Below are 15,462 nucleotides of genomic sequence, written 5' to 3'. Positions count from 1 at the left end.
TTGATCCCATGCTTCCCCTCGTAGCCCTGGTCGGACGCCCCAATGTCGGCAAGTCCACGCTGTTCAATGCGTTGACCCGCACCCGCGATGCGCTGGTGCATGACGAGCCCGGCGTCACCCGCGATCGCAATTACGGCGTCTGCCGGTTGCTGGAAGGACGGCCGTTCGTGCTGGTGGACACCGGCGGCATTGCCGGCGTGGACGAAGGCCTGGCCGGCGCCACCGCGAAGCAGTCGCGCGCCGCCGCCGAAGAGGCCGACCTGATCCTGTTCGTGGTGGATGGCCGTGAAGGTGCCTCGGCGCTGGACGACGACATCCTGCGCTGGCTGCGCAAGCAGGCCAAACCCACCTTGCTGGTGGTCAACAAGGCCGACGGCATCGACGTGCAGGCGGCATTGGCGGAGTTCGCGCGCTACGGCTTCGGCGATGCCTTGCCGGTCTCGTCGGCGCATCGCACCGGCATCGACGCGGTGCTGGCCAAGGTGGTGGCGCTGCTGCCCGAGGAGGGCACCACCGAGACCCTGGACGACGACCCCACCCGCATCCGCATCGCGTTCGTCGGACGCCCCAATGTCGGCAAGTCCACGCTGGTGAACCGCATCCTCGGCGAGGAACGGATGATCGCCTCCGACGTGCCCGGCACCACCCGCGACTCCATCGCGGTGGATCTGGAACGCGATGGCCGCAAATACCGCCTCATCGACACCGCCGGCCTGCGCCGCCGTGGCAGGGTGGAAGAGGCGGTGGAAAAGTTTTCCGCGTTCAAGACCCTGCAATCCATCGAGCAATGCCAGGTGGCGGTACTGATGCTGGATGCCAGCGAAGGCGTCACCGACCAGGACGCCACCGTGCTGGGCGCGATCCTGGATGCCGGGCGCGCACTGGTCATCGTGCTCAACAAATGGGACGGTCGCACCGATTACGAACGCCAGCAGGCCGAAGCGCTGGCCGCGCGCAAGCTGAGCTTCGTCGACTGGGCCGAGCGCGTGCGGATTTCCGCGCTGCACGGCTCAGGCCTGCGCGAACTGTTCAAGGCCATCCACCGCGCGCACGCGTCGGCCACGCATGTCTTCAGCACGGCCGACGTCACCCGTGCGATCGAAGCGGCCTACACCGCCAACCCGCCGCCGGTGGTGCGTGGCCACGTTGCCAAGCTGCGCTTCGCGCATCCCGGTGGCGACACTCCGCCGACGTTCGTGGTGCATGGCACCCGCCTGAAGACGCTCAGTGCGACCTACCAGCGCTATCTGGAAAACTTCTTCCGCAAGCGCTTCAAGCTGGTGGGAACACCCGTTCGCTTCGTGTTCCGGGAAAACAGCAATCCCTACGAAGGCAAGAAGAACGTGCTGACCGACCGCCAGGTCGAAAAGAAGCGCCGGCTGATGCGGCATGTGAAGCGCGGCGGCTGATGCTGGATCGGTCCGCGGTCACGCTGGGGATTCTGGCAGGGGGGCAGGCCACCCGTCTCGGCGGTCTCGACAAGGCGTGGCTGCTGCGCGAAGGCGTGCCGCAAGTGCTGCGGTTGGCCGCTGCATGCGTGCCCGTCTGCGCCACGGTGCTGGTCAGCGCCAACCGGGATCTGCCCCGCCATGCGGCGCACGGGTTGGTGGCGCTGCCGGACCGGCAGCCAGGGTGTGGCCCGCTGGGGGGGCTGGATGCACTGGCCGCCGCCTGCGCCACCCCTTGGTTGTTCACGCTGCCGGTGGACATGCTGGAGGCCGGTGCGCCACTGCTGCATGGCTTGGCGGCCGCCGGTAGGCAGGGTGCGGTGGCGCGCGATGACGAGGGCGTGCAGCCGTTGGTGGCGCTGTACCGTGTCGACGCATTGCGTACAGCCACGCGGGCGGCACTGGCGGCCGGCGCGTATTCGGTCAAGGCCCTGCAGGCGGCGCTGGGGTTGCCGGTGGTCACCTTCGCCGGGCAGCGCTTCGGCAACCTCAATACACCTGCCGACCTGCTGGCCGCCGGCTGCCGCGCGGATGGCGGGCATTGAGGGGATAATCCGCACATGGAGTCGCGTTGCATTTCCCCGTTGGATGCCCACGCCCGCCAACAGGCAGGAGCCTTGCTGATCGACGTGCGTGCCGCCCACGAACGTGCGCTGGGCATCGCCGACGGCGCACGGGGCATCGTTCGCGAAGACCTGCTCGAAGACCCCGCCGCGCATCTGCCGGACCGCGATGCCGAGATCCTGCTGCTGTGCCAGGCCGGCATGCGTTCGGCGCAATGCCTGCCCGCACTGGCCGCGCTGGGCTACCGCAACCTGTGGTCGGTGGCCGGCGGCACCCGCGCGTGGGAAGCGGCGGGCCTGCCGATGCACAAGCCGGACATCGATGCCGATTTCAGCGAACGTTATTCGCGTCACCTGCGGTTGCCGGAGGTGGGGCTTGCAGGTCAGCGCAAGCTGGAAGCGGCGCGGGTGTTGCTGGTGGGCGCCGGTGGGCTGGGCTCGCCGGCGGCGTACTACCTTGCCGCCGCCGGCGTCGGCAGCCTGCGCCTCGTCGACGACGACGTGGTGGACCGCAGCAACCTGCAACGGCAGATCCTGCACACGGATGCGCGCATCGGCGTGGCGAAGGTGGAATCGGCGGCGCAGGCGCTGGCCGCGCTGAATCCGCGCACCCGCATCGAGGCCGTGCGCGAGCGCGTCACCGCGGCCAATGTCGAGCGCCTGCTCGAGGGCGTCGACGTGGTGGTGGACGGCGGCGACAACTTCCCGGTGCGCTACCTGCTCAACGACGCCTGCGTGCACCTGCGCAAGCCGCTGGTGCACGCCGCAGTGCACCGCTTCGAAGGCCAGCTCAGCGTGTTCGATGCCGGCCGCCAGCGCGGTTGCGCGCCGTGCTATCGCTGCCTGTTTCCGGAACCGCCACCGGCCGAGGCGGCACCCAATTGCGCCGAGGCCGGCGTGCTGGGCGTGTTGCCGGGGGTGCTGGGGCTGTTGCAGGCCACCGAAGTGCTGAAGCTGGTGCTGGGCATCGGCGAACCGCTGGCGGGCCGGCTGCTGCAATTCGATGCGCTGGGCATGCACTTCCGCGAGTTCCGCATCGACGCCGACCCGCAGTGTCCGGTGTGCGCCCCGGATTGCGCTTTCCATGGATATTCCGATATCACTGCACATTGCGCCGGAGGCCCACCTTGATGTCTGCATGCGCATGGATGCGTGGATGGCTGCTTGCCTTGTTGTTGGCCCCCGGCCTGCTGCTGGCGGGGCAGGCGCGTGCCGGCGATGCCTGCCCCGCGCTGGCCCAGCGGCAAGCGGACCCGGTGGTGGCGGTGCGCGTCGCGGCGGTGGCCTGCGCCGAACACCTGCGCTGGAATCGCCCCTTCATCGACGAACACGGCCGCTTGGCCAGCCTGGTGGCCTACGAGGCCGAGAGCAACGGGCTGCAGGACGGCAGCGCCCCTTGGCGACGGGTGGCGTTTTATTGGCAATCCAGCGGGTTGCTGGCGGCGATGGCGTTCAGGGCAGGGGCCAGCGATTGCGGCTATGCGGCGCTCAGCCTGTCGTATCCCGGCTTGGGGTGCCGCGCCTTCGTGGTCGACAACCCCTGGTCGGCGGCCTTCATCAGTTGGGTGATGCAGCGTGCCGGCGTGCCGGCATTCCGGAGCTCGGCCAGCCACTTCGATTACGTGCGTGCGGCACGGCTTGACCCCGCGGGCAGCCCGTACCGCTTCGTTGCACCGGAATCGGCACCCATCGAACAGGGGGACCTGCTGTGCTACGTGCGTGCCGGCCTCGTGCATGGGACGGAAGGGCTGGCCAGGCTCCTGGATGGCCGTGGCGGTGGCTTGCCGATGCATTGCGACGTCATCGTCGCCACCGAGGCGGGGCGTGCCTATGCGGTGGGTGGCAACGTGCAGCAGGCAGTGACCATGCGGCTGCTGGATCTGAACGCGCAAGGCCGCCTGTGGGGCTTGCCGCGACGGCTGGCCGGGGACACGGCGTGTTCGCCGGACGCCGCCGACGCCTGCAACTTCAATCGGCAGGACTGGGCGGTGCTGCTCAAGCTCAAGCCACAGGAGGAACTGGCCCGCCTGGGGCCGGTGGAACCGCCGGCCGCGCTGCCCAATCCGCCGGTGGCACCGGAAACGCCGACATGCTGCGTCCAGTGCGTGCTGGGTGCGGATGTGCCGCGCTGCCCGGTGTCGGGGCCGCCGCCGGCCACGCCGCCGGAAACCGTGCCCCTGCAAGGCGCGGGATAGCCGTCAGCCGGTCGGTTCCGGCTTGCGGCGCGGGCGCGGCTTCGCGCGTGGTTCCATCTGCACGCCCAGTACGGCCCGGCAATGAATGCAGCTGTAGCTGAGGCAGCGGGCCTTGCTCTCTCCGGCCACCATGCCCAGCACCTGTTCGACATGCACGTGCAGCACCCGCTTGCCGCACTTCGGACATTCACCCTGGATCGTCATCGCGCCTCCGTCGGGCGCGATTGCGATGGGCGCGCCACAGTTCACGACAACGGCATTGCCCCTGGCCAGCGGCCAGCGGCGGCGTGGCTGGGCGATAATACGCACCCGCCTGTTCTCCGGACCGCTGCATGACCGCCCGCACCCTCGATGGAAAACGCATCGCCGACACCCTGCTGGACAGCCTGAAAGCACAGGTGGATGCACGCCTGGCCGCCGGCAAGTCACGACCGGGCCTTGCGGTGGTGCTGGTGGGCAGCGACCCGGCTTCGGCGGTCTACGTGCGCAACAAGAAGCGGGCGGCGGAAAAGGTGGGCATCCAGGCCTTCGATTACGACCTGCCCGCAGGCACCAGCGAAGCGGAATTGCTGGCCCTGATCGACCGGCTCAACGCCGACCCGCAGGTACACGGCATCCTGATCCAGTTGCCGCTGCCCGGCATCCGCGACGCCAGCGCGCTGATCGAGCGCATCCACCCCAGCAAGGACGTCGACGGCTTCCACCCGGAAAACGTCGGCCACCTGGCGTTGCGCCAATTCGGCCTGCGCCCGTGCACGCCGCGCGGCATCACCACCCTGCTGGCGTGGACCGACCGCCCGGTGCGCGGGCAGAGCGCCACGATTGTCGGAGTGTCCAACCACGTCGGCCGGCCGATGGCGCTGGAATTGCTGATCGCCGGCTGCACCGTGACCAGCTGCCACAAGTTCACCCCGGCGGACGTATTGCGCCGCCACGTCGGCGAGGCGGACATCCTGGTGGTGGCCGCCGGCAAGCCGGGGCTGATCCCGGGTGAATGGGTGAAGGACGGTGCGGTGGTGATCGACGTCGGCATCAACCGGCTGGACGACGGCCGGCTGGTGGGCGATGTCGGCTTCGATGAGGCCGCCAAACGTGCCAGTTGGATCACCCCGGTGCCCGGCGGCGTCGGCCCGATGACCGTGGCCACGTTGATGCAGAACACCCTGGAAGCGGCGGAACTGGCGGATCGGGCACAAGCGACCTCCGATTGACGCCTGCGCAAGCGGGAAGCGTTGCCCGCCGGGCCCCGCGTACGGCTCAGGCGTCGAGGCGCTGCGCCGGGTAGTCCTCTTCCGCCAGCGCGGCGATGGCGGCGTCGGCGCTGAAGGCGCCGCTGGCTTCCACTTCGCCCTTGGCCAGGTCCACGCGCACCTGCGCGGCGGGGTCCAGCGCCTGCAGGGCGCGGGTGACGGCGTTGACGCAGTGCTGGCAGCGCATGTTTTCGACCTTGAACAGCATGGGGGTCTCCCGGTGTGGTGGATGCAGGCAGTGTCGGCCTTGCCACGGTGGCAACGTCAAGCCTAGGCTGCGCGCTTGACCTTCCCATGTTGGGAAGGTGGAAGCTGGCCGCGAACCATCATCGTAACGAGGCCGTCATGAGCACCGATTCCACACTCCAGCTGGGCATCACCGGGATGACCTGCGCCAGCTGCGCGGGCCGGGTGGAGAAGGCCCTGCGCAAGCTGGACGGGGTGGAAGATGCGTCGGTGAACCTGGCCACCGAGGTGGCCTCGGTGCGCGCACCGGGCCTGCCGCTGGCGCAACTGGTGCAGGCGGTGGAGCGCGCCGGCTACGGCGTCGCCGCCGATGAGACCCACCTGGCCATCGAGGGCATGACCTGTGCGTCCTGCGTGGGGCGGGTGGAAAAGGCGCTGGGCAAGGTGCCGGGCGTGCTGTCCGCCAGCGTGAACCTGGCCACCGAGACCGCGCTGGTGCGGCACCTGGCCAGCACGCCGGTGTCGGCGTTGCAGGCGGCGGTGGTGAAGGCCGGCTACCGGGTGCGCGAGGAGGCGACACGGGCCGCGCCGGCTGCCGGCATGCCGAAGGAATTGCGGCATGTGCTGCTGGCCGCGGCGCTGTCGCTGCCGCTGGTGTTGCCGATGCTGCTGATGCCGTTGGGCGTGCACTGGCAGCTGCCGGGCTGGGCGCAGTGGCTGCTGGCCACGCCGGTGCAGTTCTGGCTGGGTGCGCGCTTCTACCGCGCCGGCTTCGCCGCGCTGCGGGCGCGCAGCGGCAACATGGATCAGCTGGTGGCGCTGGGTACCAGCGCGGCCTACGGCCTGAGCGTGTTCCACCTGCTGGCGCCCGCGTCCGGCCACCACGCGCCGCCGCTGTATTTCGAATCCTCGGCCGTGGTCATCACCCTGATCCTGCTGGGCAAGTGGCTGGAGGCGCGCGCCAAGCGCCAGGCCAGCGACGCCATCCGCGCCCTGCAGGCGCTGCGCCCGGCCACCGCGCGGGTGCTGCGCGACGGCGCGGAGGTGGAGCTGGCGCTGGCCGAGGTGGCGGTGGACGACGTGGTGGTGATCCGCCCCGGCGAGCGCGTGCCGGTGGATGGCGTGGTGATGGAAGGCTGCAGCCACGGCGACGAATCCCTGCTCACCGGCGAGTCGCTGCCGGTGCCGAAGGCGCCCGGCGATGCCGTGACCGGCGGCGCGGTGAACGGCGAGGGCCGGCTGCTGGTGCGCACCACCGCGGTGGGTACCGAATCGGTGCTGGCGCGGATCGTGCGCCTGGTGGAGGACGCGCAGGCGAAGAAGGCGCCGATCCAGCGCATCGTGGACCGGGTCAGCGCGGTATTCGTGCCGGTGGTCATCGCCATCGCGCTGCTCACCCTGCTGGGCTGGGGCATTGCCCGGGGCGACTGGGCGCAGGCGCTGCTCAACGCGGTGGCGGTGCTGGTGATTGCCTGCCCGTGCGCGCTGGGGTTGGCCACGCCGGCAGCGGTGATGGCCGGCACCGGCGTGGCCGCACGCGCCGGCATCCTGGTGAAGGATGTGGAAGCGTTGGAAACCACCCGCCAACTGCGCAGCGTGGCCTTCGACAAGACCGGCACGCTGACCCTGGGCAAGCCCGCGCTGACGCAGCTGCACGCGCTGGACGGTGACGAGGCGGCGCTGCTGGCGCTGGCCGCCGGCCTGCAGCAAGGCAGCGAACATCCGCTGGCAAAGGCGGTGCTCGCCGCCGCCAGCGAGCGCGGCATCGTGACGGCCGCAGTCACCGCCATCGCCGCCGTCACCGGTCGCGGCGTGCAGGGCAGGGCGGGGCAGTCCCGCGTGGTGCTGGGGCATGCGCGCTGGATGGGCGAATTGGGCATCGACCTGTCGCCCGCACAGGCGCAGGCGGATGCGGCCTCGAACGCCGGGCAGACGCAGTCGTGGCTGGCGCGGGAAACCGATGCGGGCTGGCAGCTGCTGGGCCTGCTGGCGTTCGGTGACGCAGTGCGCCCGCAGTCGGCGGAGGCCATTGCCGCGCTGCATGCGATGGGCATCCGCCCGCTGATGCTGTCCGGCGACAACCGCGCCGCTGCCCGCGCGGTGGGCGCGCAGCTGGGGCTGGCCGACGACGAAGTGCGCACGGAGTTGCTGCCGGCCGACAAGGTGGAAGCGATCCGCGCACTCGCGGCGCAGGGCCCGGTGGGCATGGTGGGCGACGGGCTCAACGATGCGCCGGCGCTGGCCGCGGCCACCGTGGGGTTCGCGATGGGCAGCGGCACCGACGTGGCGATGCACGCCGCCGGCATCACCCTGATGCGGCCGGACCCGCGGCTGGTGGCCGACGCCATCGACATTTCCCGCCGCAGCGTGCGAAAGATCCACCAGAACCTGTTCTGGGCCTTCATCTACAACGTCATCGGCATCCCGCTGGCGGCGCTGGGCCTGCTGGACCCGATGATCGCCGGCGCGGCGATGGCGCTGTCCAGCGTCAGCGTGGTGGGCAACGCGCTGCTGCTGCGGCGCTGGTCGCCACGGGCGCGCGACTGATCGGCAAGGAGAACGACATGGCATCCAACACCATCCGCCCGGAACTGGCCGACGCACTGGAGGCGGGCCTGCACAACATCGGCCAGGCCGCGGCGCTGACCGGCGTGTCGGCGAAGATGATTCGCCACTACGAAAGCATCGGCCTGATCGCGCCGGCTGCGCGCACTTTCGCCAACTACCGCCTGTACAACGAGGCCGACTTGCACCGGCTGCGCTTCATCAAGCGCGCGCGCTCGCTGGGGTTTGCGGTCAAGCAGATCGAGGCGCTGCTGGCGCTGTGGGACGACCCGCAGCGCGCCAGTGCCGAGGTCAAGCAGCTGGCGCGCGCGCACGCCGCCGAACTGGGCGAGAAGATCCGCGAACTGCAGGCGATGCAGCGCACGCTGGAAACACTGGCGCGGCGCTGCCACGGCGATGGCCGACCGACCTGTCCGATCCTGGACGATCTGGCGTCCTGACCGACCGCGGTGTCGCGGCATGCCAACCGCAAGCGGGAAGTCCGTCGACGGGATGCGGCATTCCCCGACCCGGGTGCGGCGCTTCCAGCGACTGCCGTGCGCCCGTGGTCACGCGATGCTGCGGGCACGCCCCGACGTGGAATGCCCGATGCACCTGTTCACCCGCCTGCTGCTGTTGGTCGCAAGCGTCCTCGCGTTGCCGGCGCAGGCGGACAGCCTGTACCGCTGCATCGCGCGCGACGGCGCGGTGAGCTACCAGTCGCAACCCTGCGCGGCGCGGCAGCGGCTGGACCGGGTGGTGGAGTACCGGACAGAACCGTTGGCGGCGCGTTCCGGGGGAGTCCCCGAGGTATCGCGACGGCAGCCGCGTCGCTACGCGAACGGCAGCGGCGGCAATCGCATCGTGCGCGTGGGCAGCGCAACCACCGCCAGCCAGCGCTGCCGGGCAGGCAAGGCCAAGCGTGAGGCCGCGCTGCAGCGCCTCGGCCTGAAGCGCAGCTATGACCAGCTGAGCGCACTGGATACGCAGGTGCGGGCGGTCTGCGGGGGCTACTGAGCCGGCGCGACACGCCCGCCGTTGTCAGCGGTTGTCCGCGAAGGTGGTGGCGGAATGGGGCACCGTGCGCCACTTCGACAGGTCGTAGCCCAGCCCGCGCAGGCGCTGGCGCGCGCGTTCCAGCTCCGCGTCCGCCACGTCGGGCGAGCGGGCGAACACCCACGCATAGTCGCGGGCATCGCGGGCCACCACCATCAGGCTGTAGTCGTCGCGCAGCCAGGCCACCACGTACTGCGCCTTCATCGGCCCGAACACGCGCACGTCCCAGACCGCGTTGCCGGTGCCGGGGCGCACCCGTGCCGGCGCCTCGATGTGCTTGCGCGGGCCGTCGGCGCGGCCATGGTTGAAGGTCAGGGTGGTGCGGATGCTGCCGTCGCGGCGCAGGGTGTAGGTTTCCACCGCGTTCCACGCATCGCGTTCATAGCGGGTGGGGATGCCGCCCACCAGGTACCACGTGCCCATGAAGCGGGCCAGGTCCACATGCGGGACCGGGCGGATGGCGGGCAGGTTGGCGGCCACGCCGCCGATGAACAGCAGCGCGGCCAACCACCACCACCGTCGTGCAGGCAGGCGCATGGCGGTGCTCCGGTCAGTGACGCTCGAACAGGTAGTGCGACACCATCCACTCCTGGCCCTCGGCATAGCCGAACAGCTCGGCGCAGGCCATCCAGAACATGCGCCAGCGCTGGAACCACAGGCCGGCGGCATCGCCATAGGCTTCGCGCAGGATGGTCATCACCTTGTCGCGATGCGCGTCCTGCTGCTGCAGCCAGTGGTTGGCGGTCTTCTCGTAGTGGCTGCCCTCCACCAGCCACTGCTGGCGGATCGCCAGCGATCCCTGGAAGTGCAGCAGCGTGTCTGCCGCCGGCATCAGGCCGCCGGTGAAGAAATGCCTGCCCATCCAGTTGTCCTCGCCCTGCGTCTCGAACGGGTACAGCAGGGTGCGGTGCACGAAGATGTGCACGAACAGCCGCCCGCCCGGGCGCAGCCAGCTGCCGATGCGGCCCAGCAGGCTGTCGTAGTTGCGCATGTGCTCGAACATCTCCACCGACACGCAGCGGTCGAAGCTGGCGGCAGGCAGGGCGAGGGTGTTCACGTCGCGGGTCAGCACCTGCACGTTGGCCAGGCCGCGCTCGCGGCAGCGCGCTTCGATGAAACCGCGCTGGCCGTTGGAGTTGGACACCGCGGTGATGCGCGCGTTCGGGTAGTGCTCTGCCATCCACAGCGTCAGCGAGCCCCAGCCGCAGCCCAGCTCCAGGATGTCCTGGCCGTCGGCGAGGCCGGCGCGCTCGCAGTACAGCGCCAGCATCGCTTCCTCCGCCTCGGCCAGGGTCTCGTTGCCGCGCGGGTAGTAGCAGCTGGAGTACTTCAAGCGTGGGCCCAGGCAATGGAAGAAGAACGCCGGCGGCAGCTCGTAGTGCTGGGCGTTGGCGGCGTCCGTCTCGATGGCGACGGGGCTCTGCCGCAGCAGCTCCAGCAGCTCCTGCTGGCGCAGCGACTGGAGCTCGACGCCGCCGGCGCGCTCGTCCTCGAGGCGCTGCGCGCACAGCCGGCGGATGCCGGCGCGGATGGCGGCGTCGGGCAGCAGGCCGCGCTCCGCCAGCCCCAGCAGGCCGGGCGCGGCGCGGTCGCGGGAGAGTTCGTTGGCGTCCAGGGTGGCGGTGGTCATGCGCGCGCTCCTTGTCGAAGGGTCAGGATTTCGGGAACCACGGGAACAGCATCGGGGTGGTGCGCTGGTACTCGCGGTAGTCGTCGCCGCGGCTGCGCAGGGCCTGCTGCTCGGTGAAGGGGATGCCGCTGACGTAGCGCAGGAACAGGTACATCACCACCGGCCCCAGCCAGCCCAGCCACGCCAACGGCGCGCCGATGGCGGCGACCGCGTACGCGCACCAGTGCAGCCACTCGAAGAAGTAGTTGGGATGGCGCGAATACCGCCACAGGCCGCTGCGGCAGGTCCTGCCGCGGTTGCCGGGATCGGCGCGGAAGCGCGCCAGCTGCGCGTCCGCCAGCGATTCGCCGGCCACCGAGACCAGCCAGATGGCGATGGCCAGGCCCAGTTGCCACGCTGCCGGATCCGGATGCGCTGCCACCGCCAGCAACGGCAGCGAGAACAGCAGCACCAACAGCGCTTGGAACTGGAAGAAACCGAAGAACTTCAGCTGGCTGCCCTGCCAGTGTTCACGCAGGGCGCGATAGCGGCCGTCTTCCGGCTCGCTGCGCACGCGCGCCCACAGATGCAGCGCCAGCCGCAACGCCCACGTGGTGGCGAGGATGCCCACCAGCAGGCGCGCGGCGGGCGCGCCGGTGCCGGTGAGCGCCAGCAGCAGCGCCGCGCCGGCAAGCCCGGTAGCCCACAGCACATCGACGATGCCGGCATTGCGGCGGCTGCGCTGCCACAGCCAACCCAGCACCATCAGCGCCGCGGCCAGCAGCCAGATCCACGACAGTTGCTGCGTGGGAGTCATGCCGCGCCTCCTTGGATATCCTGCTGCAGGCCGCGCCGGGCCAGCCACGCCAGCAACGGCATCGCCAGCGCCCAGCCGGCGGCCAGCGCCAGCAGGCTGTGCCACTGCGAGCTGGCGAACTGGACCACGTCCCAGCCGCGCGCGGCGCCCAGATAGGCCAGCGGGCCACCGATGGCACCGAACAGCGCGGCCAGCAGCAGGCGCCGGTGCAGGTAGCCCAGCAGCGGCACGATGGCCAGCGCGAATGCCCACCACAGCGCCAGGATCCACGCCGGCGAACCCGTCCACGGCCAGGCCGCGGCGTAGTCGAGCAAGCCGCTGCGCACCCACAGGTTCTCCAGCACCAGGCCGACGGCCAGCGCCACCAACACCAGCCGCGCTTCAAGCGCCCGGTGCGGCGACACCGACAGCCGCCACAGCGCGAACAGACCGGCGGCGGCCACGCCCGGCCACCACAGCCCTTGGCCAGCGCCGATCACCGCTGCGAACCAGGTGGCCTGATAGCCCAGCAGGGTCAGCCAGAACGTCATGTCGCCTCCGAACCCGACGGACGCCAGCCCGGCTTGGCCATCAGCAGGTGCGAGACGCCGATCGAACGCTCGCGGAAGCCGCCTTCGCAATAGGCGAGGTAGAACTCCCACATGCGGATGAAGCGCTCGTCGAAGCCCTGCGCCCGTACAGCGGCCAGCTGCGCGAGGAAGCGTTCGCGCCAGGCATGCAGGGTGCGCGCATAGGACAGCCCGAAATCCTCCAGCGCGACCAGCGCCAAGTCACTGCTGCGGGTCTTGGACGCCAGCATCGCGCTGACCGAGGGAATGAAGCAGCCGGGGAACACGTGGCGCTTGATGAAGTCCACCGACTTCAGCGCCTGCTCGTAGCGATGGTCCTCGATGGTGATGGCCTGCACCAGCGCCAGCCCCTCCGGCTTCAGCAGGCGGCCGATCTGCGCGAAGTAGCTGTCCTGGAAGTCCGCGCCCACCGCTTCGATCATCTCGATCGACACCAGCTTGTCGTACTGGCCACTGAGGTCGCGGTAGTCGGACTGCAGCAGGGTCACGCGTTCGCCCAGCCCGGCCTGCTGGATGCGCGCCGCGGCGAGGTCGTGCTGCTCGCGCGAGATAGTGGTCGTGGTGACGCGGCAACCGTAGTGCTTCGCAGCGTGGACGGCGAATCCGCCCCAACCGGTACCGATCTCCACCACATGGTCGCCCGGGCCCAGCGCCAGCTTGCGGCAGATCAGGTCCAGCTTGCGCGAGGAGGCCGCCTCCAGCGTGTCCTCCGCGCCGGTCCAGTAGGCCGACGAATACATCAGGTCCTCGGACAGGAACAGCTGGAAGAACTCGTTGCCGAGGTCGTAGTGGGCGGCGATGTTGCGCCGGCTGCCGCTGCGCGTATTGCGACGCAGCGCGTGCAGTGCCTTCATCGCCAGCCCGCCCAGCCGCGCGGTGCCGGTTTCCATGCCGTCCAGCAGGTCGCGGTTGCGCACCAGCAGCTGCACCAGTGCGACCAGGTCGCTGCAGCGCCACAAACCATCCATGTAGGCCTCACCGGCACCGACGCTGCCATTGCCGGCCAGTGCCCGGTAGAAGCCCGGGTCCAGCACATCGAGGACGACGGTGGAGCCGTCGCCGGCGCGACCGAACTCGGCGCTGCCCAGCGCGTCGTTGACCAGCAGGTGGCCGTGGCCCAGCGCGGACAGGCGCTGCAGCACGCGCTGGCGCAGGAACTTGTCGAAGGCGCCGAATGCGCTGGCGGGTGCGGTCTGGACGATGGCGTTCAAGAACGGCCTCCTGAAAGTCGGGGGTGGTCGTGGAAGGGGGTGCGCTTGAGCCACAGCCGCAGGGCATGCCAGTAGATGGCACCGACCACCTGCGCGGTCATCAGCGGATAGCGCCACAGCACCCGCGCCAGCGCGCCGCCGGTCAGCGGCCGGCGCTGCAGCTGCAGGTGCGCGTCGAATTCGCGGCCGTTTGCGCCCAGCACCGCCATGTTCACGTGCAGGGCGTCGGCGGGCACGGTGAAGCGCCAGTCGTAGCGGCGCGCCATGCCCACGAACGGCGACACGTGGAAGGTCTTGTCGAAATCCCAGCGCAGCATCCGCCCGTTGCCGCTGGCGGCGTCCACCGGCAGCACGTAGGCGTGGCGCTCCAGCCACGGTGTGTTGGTGATCTCGGCGACGATGCTGTGCAGGGTTTCGCCATCGGCGTCGAAGCAGTAATAGAAGCTGATCGGGTTGAACACCATGCCGGCGTAGCGCAGGTGCGCGAGCAGGCGCACCGGGCCGGCCGGGCGTTCGCCGATGGCGGCCTCCACCCGGTCCTTCACCGCTTCCTTGAGCGGTCGCTCCGGCGGGCCGAGAAAATCGGCGCGGCGGAATTCGGCCAGGTTGCGGCGCGCCACCGACCACAGCCAGCGGCCGCGGAACACCGCATCCACTTCGTCCAGATCGAGGTAGAGCTGCGCCATCCTGTAGGTGAACGCATGCGGCTGCGGCGCATGCCGGCGATGCCGCACGCTGCCTTCGTAAATCGCGCTGCGCAGCGGTCCGGTCATGGCCAGCGCACGCCCAGGCCTGTGGCCACGTCCACCGCGCTGCGCATGCCGTCCTCGTGGAAGCCCCAGCCCCAGTAAGCGCCGGCAAACCAGGTGTGGTTGCGGCCCTGGATGCGGTCCTTGCGGCGCTGCGCCGCGACCGACAGGGCGCTGTACACCGGGTGCTGGTACTGCATCCGCCGCAGCACCTTGGCGGGGTCGATGGCCTCGCTGCGGTTCAGCGTCACCACGAAGGGCTCGGGCGACTGCAGGCCCTGCAGCAGGTTCATGCAGTAGCTCACCGTGCAGGGTGCGTCGGCGGCGTCGGGGATGAAGACGTTCCAGGCCGCCCACGCCTTGCGGCTGCGCGGCAGCAGGCGGGCGTCGGTGTGCAGCACCACGTCGTTGGGCTGGTAGCCGATCGCGCCCAGCACGTCGCGCTCGTCGGCGCTGGCGTCGGCCAGCAGCGCCAGCGCCTGGTCGCTGTGGCAGGCCAGCACGATCTGGTCGAAGCGTTCGCTGCCCGCTGCACTCTCCACCACCACGCCGTGGCCGTCGCGGGTCACCGACCGCACCGGGCAGCGCAGCCGTTCCTGCACCTGCCAACGGGCCCGCAAGGCCGAGACATAGGTGGACGACCCGCCGCGCACCACCCGCCACTCGGGGCGGCCGCTGACCTGCAGCATCTGGTGGTTGGCCATGAACTGCACCAGGTAGCGCGCAGGGAACCGCAGGATCTGCTCCGGCGGCGACGACCACAGCGCCGAGGCCATCGGCACCAGGTGGTCGTCGCGGAAGGCCGCGCCGTAGCCGTTGGCCTCCAGCCAGTCGCCGATGCCCGGGCCCGGGCCGTCACCCACCAGCAGGGACGGCGCCTGCCGGTAGAAGCGGAACAGGTCGCGCACCATGCCGAGGAAGCGCGGCGACAGCAGGTTGCGGCGCTGGCAGAACAGCGCGTCCAGCGAGGTGGCGTTGTACTCCAGCCCGGTGCGTTCGCTGTGCACCGAAAAACTCATGGTGGTGGGCTGCGTCGCCACGCCCAGGGTGTCGAACAGGCGGGTCAGCAGCGGGTAATGCACCGGGTTGTGGACGATGAAGCCGGTATCCACCCGATACGAACGCCCGGCCTGCTCGACGTCGTGGGTGTGGGTGTGCCCGCCGAGGTAGTCGTTGGCCTCGAACAGCACCACCTCGTGCGCCCGCGACAGCAGCCAGGCGCTGGCCAGGCCGGCGATGCCGGAACCGACGATCGCGATGCGCAT

General features: G+C 70.3%; 17 protein-coding genes. 8 read left to right on the top strand and 9 right to left on the bottom strand.

The genetic code is table 11. The annotated features are described in order from the left end of the window. Positions 1-8 precede the first annotated feature (8 nt). The 4 genes from der to ACE3OK_RS07080 are packed head-to-tail and all read left to right on the top strand — an operon-like array spanning position 9 to position 4,206. Complete coding sequence (gene der / locus ACE3OK_RS07095; protein ID WP_374248841.1) at positions 9-1,409, top strand: ribosome biogenesis GTPase Der; 1,401 nt, start codon at positions 9-11, stop codon at positions 1,407-1,409. After that, the gene (locus tag ACE3OK_RS07090) at positions 1,409-1,993 is read left to right on the top strand and encodes a molybdenum cofactor guanylyltransferase (protein WP_374248840.1); all 585 of its coding nucleotides are present in this window, start codon (positions 1,409-1,411) and stop codon (positions 1,991-1,993) included. Before der ends, ACE3OK_RS07090 begins: the two co-directional genes overlap by 1 nt. 15 nt (positions 1,994-2,008) lie before the next feature. After that, positions 2,009-3,142: a molybdopterin-synthase adenylyltransferase MoeB gene (gene moeB, locus ACE3OK_RS07085; RefSeq protein ID WP_374248839.1), complete on the top strand. Its 1,134-nt coding sequence runs from the start codon at positions 2,009-2,011 to the stop codon at positions 3,140-3,142. A gap of 17 nt (positions 3,143-3,159) precedes the next feature. Then, complete coding sequence (locus ACE3OK_RS07080) at positions 3,160-4,206, top strand: DUF2272 domain-containing protein (protein WP_374248838.1); 1,047 nt, start codon at positions 3,160-3,162, stop codon at positions 4,204-4,206. 3 nt (positions 4,207-4,209) lie between these two features. On the opposite strand, the gene ACE3OK_RS07075 is transcribed toward ACE3OK_RS07080, so the two are convergent. After that, the gene (locus ACE3OK_RS07075; RefSeq protein ID WP_374248837.1) at positions 4,210-4,410 is read right to left on the bottom strand and encodes a hypothetical protein; all 201 of its coding nucleotides are present in this window, start codon (positions 4,408-4,410) and stop codon (positions 4,210-4,212) included. Between the two features lie 128 nt (positions 4,411-4,538). Here ACE3OK_RS07075 and folD point away from each other — a divergent pair, with 128 nt between their 5' ends. Next, complete coding sequence (folD, locus tag ACE3OK_RS07070) at positions 4,539-5,417, top strand: bifunctional methylenetetrahydrofolate dehydrogenase/methenyltetrahydrofolate cyclohydrolase FolD (RefSeq protein ID WP_374248836.1); 879 nt, start codon at positions 4,539-4,541, stop codon at positions 5,415-5,417. Positions 5,418-5,463: 46 nt separating this feature from the next. Here folD and ACE3OK_RS07065 read toward each other — a convergent pair whose 3' ends face one another. Next, positions 5,464-5,664, bottom strand: a complete 201-nt coding sequence (locus tag ACE3OK_RS07065) for a heavy-metal-associated domain-containing protein (RefSeq protein WP_374248835.1) — start codon at positions 5,662-5,664, stop codon at positions 5,464-5,466. Between the two features lie 137 nt (positions 5,665-5,801). On the opposite strand from ACE3OK_RS07065, the gene ACE3OK_RS07060 reads away from it, so the two are divergent. From ACE3OK_RS07060 to ACE3OK_RS07050, 3 genes are all read left to right on the top strand, one after another. Next, the gene (locus tag ACE3OK_RS07060) at positions 5,802-8,189 is read left to right on the top strand and encodes a heavy metal translocating P-type ATPase (RefSeq protein WP_374248834.1); all 2,388 of its coding nucleotides are present in this window, start codon (positions 5,802-5,804) and stop codon (positions 8,187-8,189) included. Positions 8,190-8,206: 17 nt separating this feature from the next. After that, positions 8,207-8,647 (top strand): Cu(I)-responsive transcriptional regulator, encoded by a 441-nt coding sequence (gene cueR, locus ACE3OK_RS07055; protein ID WP_374248833.1) that lies wholly within the window; start codon positions 8,207-8,209, stop codon positions 8,645-8,647. Positions 8,648-8,795: 148 nt separating this feature from the next. Beyond that, complete coding sequence (locus tag ACE3OK_RS07050; protein WP_374248832.1) at positions 8,796-9,203, top strand: DUF4124 domain-containing protein; 408 nt, start codon at positions 8,796-8,798, stop codon at positions 9,201-9,203. A 24-nt stretch (positions 9,204-9,227) separates the two neighbouring features. Here ACE3OK_RS07050 and ACE3OK_RS07045 read toward each other — a convergent pair whose 3' ends face one another. From ACE3OK_RS07045 to ACE3OK_RS07015, 7 genes are read right to left on the bottom strand one after another with little or no spacing between them, the layout of a single operon-like run. Continuing rightward, complete coding sequence (locus ACE3OK_RS07045) at positions 9,228-9,779, bottom strand: lipocalin family protein (protein ID WP_374248831.1); 552 nt, start codon at positions 9,777-9,779, stop codon at positions 9,228-9,230. 13 nt (positions 9,780-9,792) lie between these two features. After that, a complete protein-coding gene (locus ACE3OK_RS07040) occupies positions 9,793-10,872 on the bottom strand; it encodes a cyclopropane-fatty-acyl-phospholipid synthase family protein (protein WP_374248830.1) in 1,080 nt (359 codons plus the stop codon). 22 nt (positions 10,873-10,894) lie between these two features. After that, positions 10,895-11,668 (bottom strand): DUF1295 domain-containing protein, encoded by a 774-nt coding sequence (locus ACE3OK_RS07035; protein WP_374248829.1) that lies wholly within the window; start codon positions 11,666-11,668, stop codon positions 10,895-10,897. Next, positions 11,665-12,198, bottom strand: coding sequence for a DUF2878 domain-containing protein (locus ACE3OK_RS07030; RefSeq protein ID WP_374248828.1), 534 nt, complete (start codon positions 12,196-12,198; stop codon positions 11,665-11,667). The genes ACE3OK_RS07035 and ACE3OK_RS07030 overlap by 4 nt, the downstream gene beginning before the upstream one ends. Beyond that, on the bottom strand, positions 12,195-13,448 hold the full coding sequence (locus tag ACE3OK_RS07025; protein WP_374248827.1) for a class I SAM-dependent methyltransferase: 1,254 nt from the start codon (positions 13,446-13,448) through the stop codon (positions 12,195-12,197). The genes ACE3OK_RS07030 and ACE3OK_RS07025 overlap by 4 nt, the downstream gene beginning before the upstream one ends. Then, positions 13,445-14,221, bottom strand: a complete 777-nt coding sequence (locus ACE3OK_RS07020; RefSeq protein ID WP_374248826.1) for a DUF1365 domain-containing protein — start codon at positions 14,219-14,221, stop codon at positions 13,445-13,447. The genes ACE3OK_RS07025 and ACE3OK_RS07020 overlap by 4 nt, the downstream gene beginning before the upstream one ends. Then, positions 14,218-15,462 (bottom strand): NAD(P)/FAD-dependent oxidoreductase, encoded by a 1,245-nt coding sequence (locus ACE3OK_RS07015; RefSeq protein ID WP_374248825.1) that lies wholly within the window; start codon positions 15,460-15,462, stop codon positions 14,218-14,220. Before ACE3OK_RS07015 ends, ACE3OK_RS07020 begins: the two co-directional genes overlap by 4 nt.

This window comes from Thermomonas sp., from assembly GCF_041905325.1.
Lineage (GTDB): Bacteria > Pseudomonadota > Gammaproteobacteria > Xanthomonadales > Xanthomonadaceae > Thermomonas.
The sequence above is the reverse complement of the archived record's forward strand: the minus strand, read 5'-3'. Positions and strand labels throughout refer to the sequence as shown.

Excerpts from the sequence above, each read along its gene's own strand:
- ACE3OK_RS07075 (WP_374248837.1), bottom strand. The coding sequence starts at position 4,410 with ATGACGATCCAGGGTGAATGTCCGAAGTGCGGCAAGCGGGTGCTGCAC.
- cueR (WP_374248833.1), top strand. The coding sequence starts at position 8,207 with ATGGCATCCAACACCATCCGCCCGGAACTGGCCGACGCACTGGAGGCG.
- ACE3OK_RS07045 (WP_374248831.1), bottom strand. The coding sequence starts at position 9,779 with ATGCGCCTGCCTGCACGACGGTGGTGGTGGTTGGCCGCGCTGCTGTTC.
- ACE3OK_RS07035 (WP_374248829.1), bottom strand. The coding sequence starts at position 11,668 with ATGACTCCCACGCAGCAACTGTCGTGGATCTGGCTGCTGGCCGCGGCG.
- ACE3OK_RS07090 (WP_374248840.1), top strand. The coding sequence starts at position 1,409 with ATGCTGGATCGGTCCGCGGTCACGCTGGGGATTCTGGCAGGGGGGCAG.
- ACE3OK_RS07015 (WP_374248825.1), bottom strand. The coding sequence starts at position 15,462 with ATGCGCATCGCGATCGTCGGTTCCGGCATCGCCGGCCTGGCCAGCGCC.
- ACE3OK_RS07065 (WP_374248835.1), bottom strand. The coding sequence starts at position 5,664 with ATGCTGTTCAAGGTCGAAAACATGCGCTGCCAGCACTGCGTCAACGCC.
- ACE3OK_RS07050 (WP_374248832.1), top strand. The coding sequence starts at position 8,796 with ATGCACCTGTTCACCCGCCTGCTGCTGTTGGTCGCAAGCGTCCTCGCG.
- ACE3OK_RS07060 (WP_374248834.1), top strand. The coding sequence starts at position 5,802 with ATGAGCACCGATTCCACACTCCAGCTGGGCATCACCGGGATGACCTGC.
- ACE3OK_RS07080 (WP_374248838.1), top strand. The coding sequence starts at position 3,160 with ATGCGTGGATGGCTGCTTGCCTTGTTGTTGGCCCCCGGCCTGCTGCTG.
- folD (WP_374248836.1), top strand. The coding sequence starts at position 4,539 with ATGACCGCCCGCACCCTCGATGGAAAACGCATCGCCGACACCCTGCTG.
- moeB (WP_374248839.1), top strand. The coding sequence starts at position 2,009 with ATGGAGTCGCGTTGCATTTCCCCGTTGGATGCCCACGCCCGCCAACAG.
- ACE3OK_RS07030 (WP_374248828.1), bottom strand. The coding sequence starts at position 12,198 with ATGACGTTCTGGCTGACCCTGCTGGGCTATCAGGCCACCTGGTTCGCA.
- ACE3OK_RS07040 (WP_374248830.1), bottom strand. The coding sequence starts at position 10,872 with ATGACCACCGCCACCCTGGACGCCAACGAACTCTCCCGCGACCGCGCC.
- der (WP_374248841.1), top strand. The coding sequence starts at position 9 with ATGCTTCCCCTCGTAGCCCTGGTCGGACGCCCCAATGTCGGCAAGTCC.
- ACE3OK_RS07020 (WP_374248826.1), bottom strand. The coding sequence starts at position 14,221 with ATGACCGGACCGCTGCGCAGCGCGATTTACGAAGGCAGCGTGCGGCAT.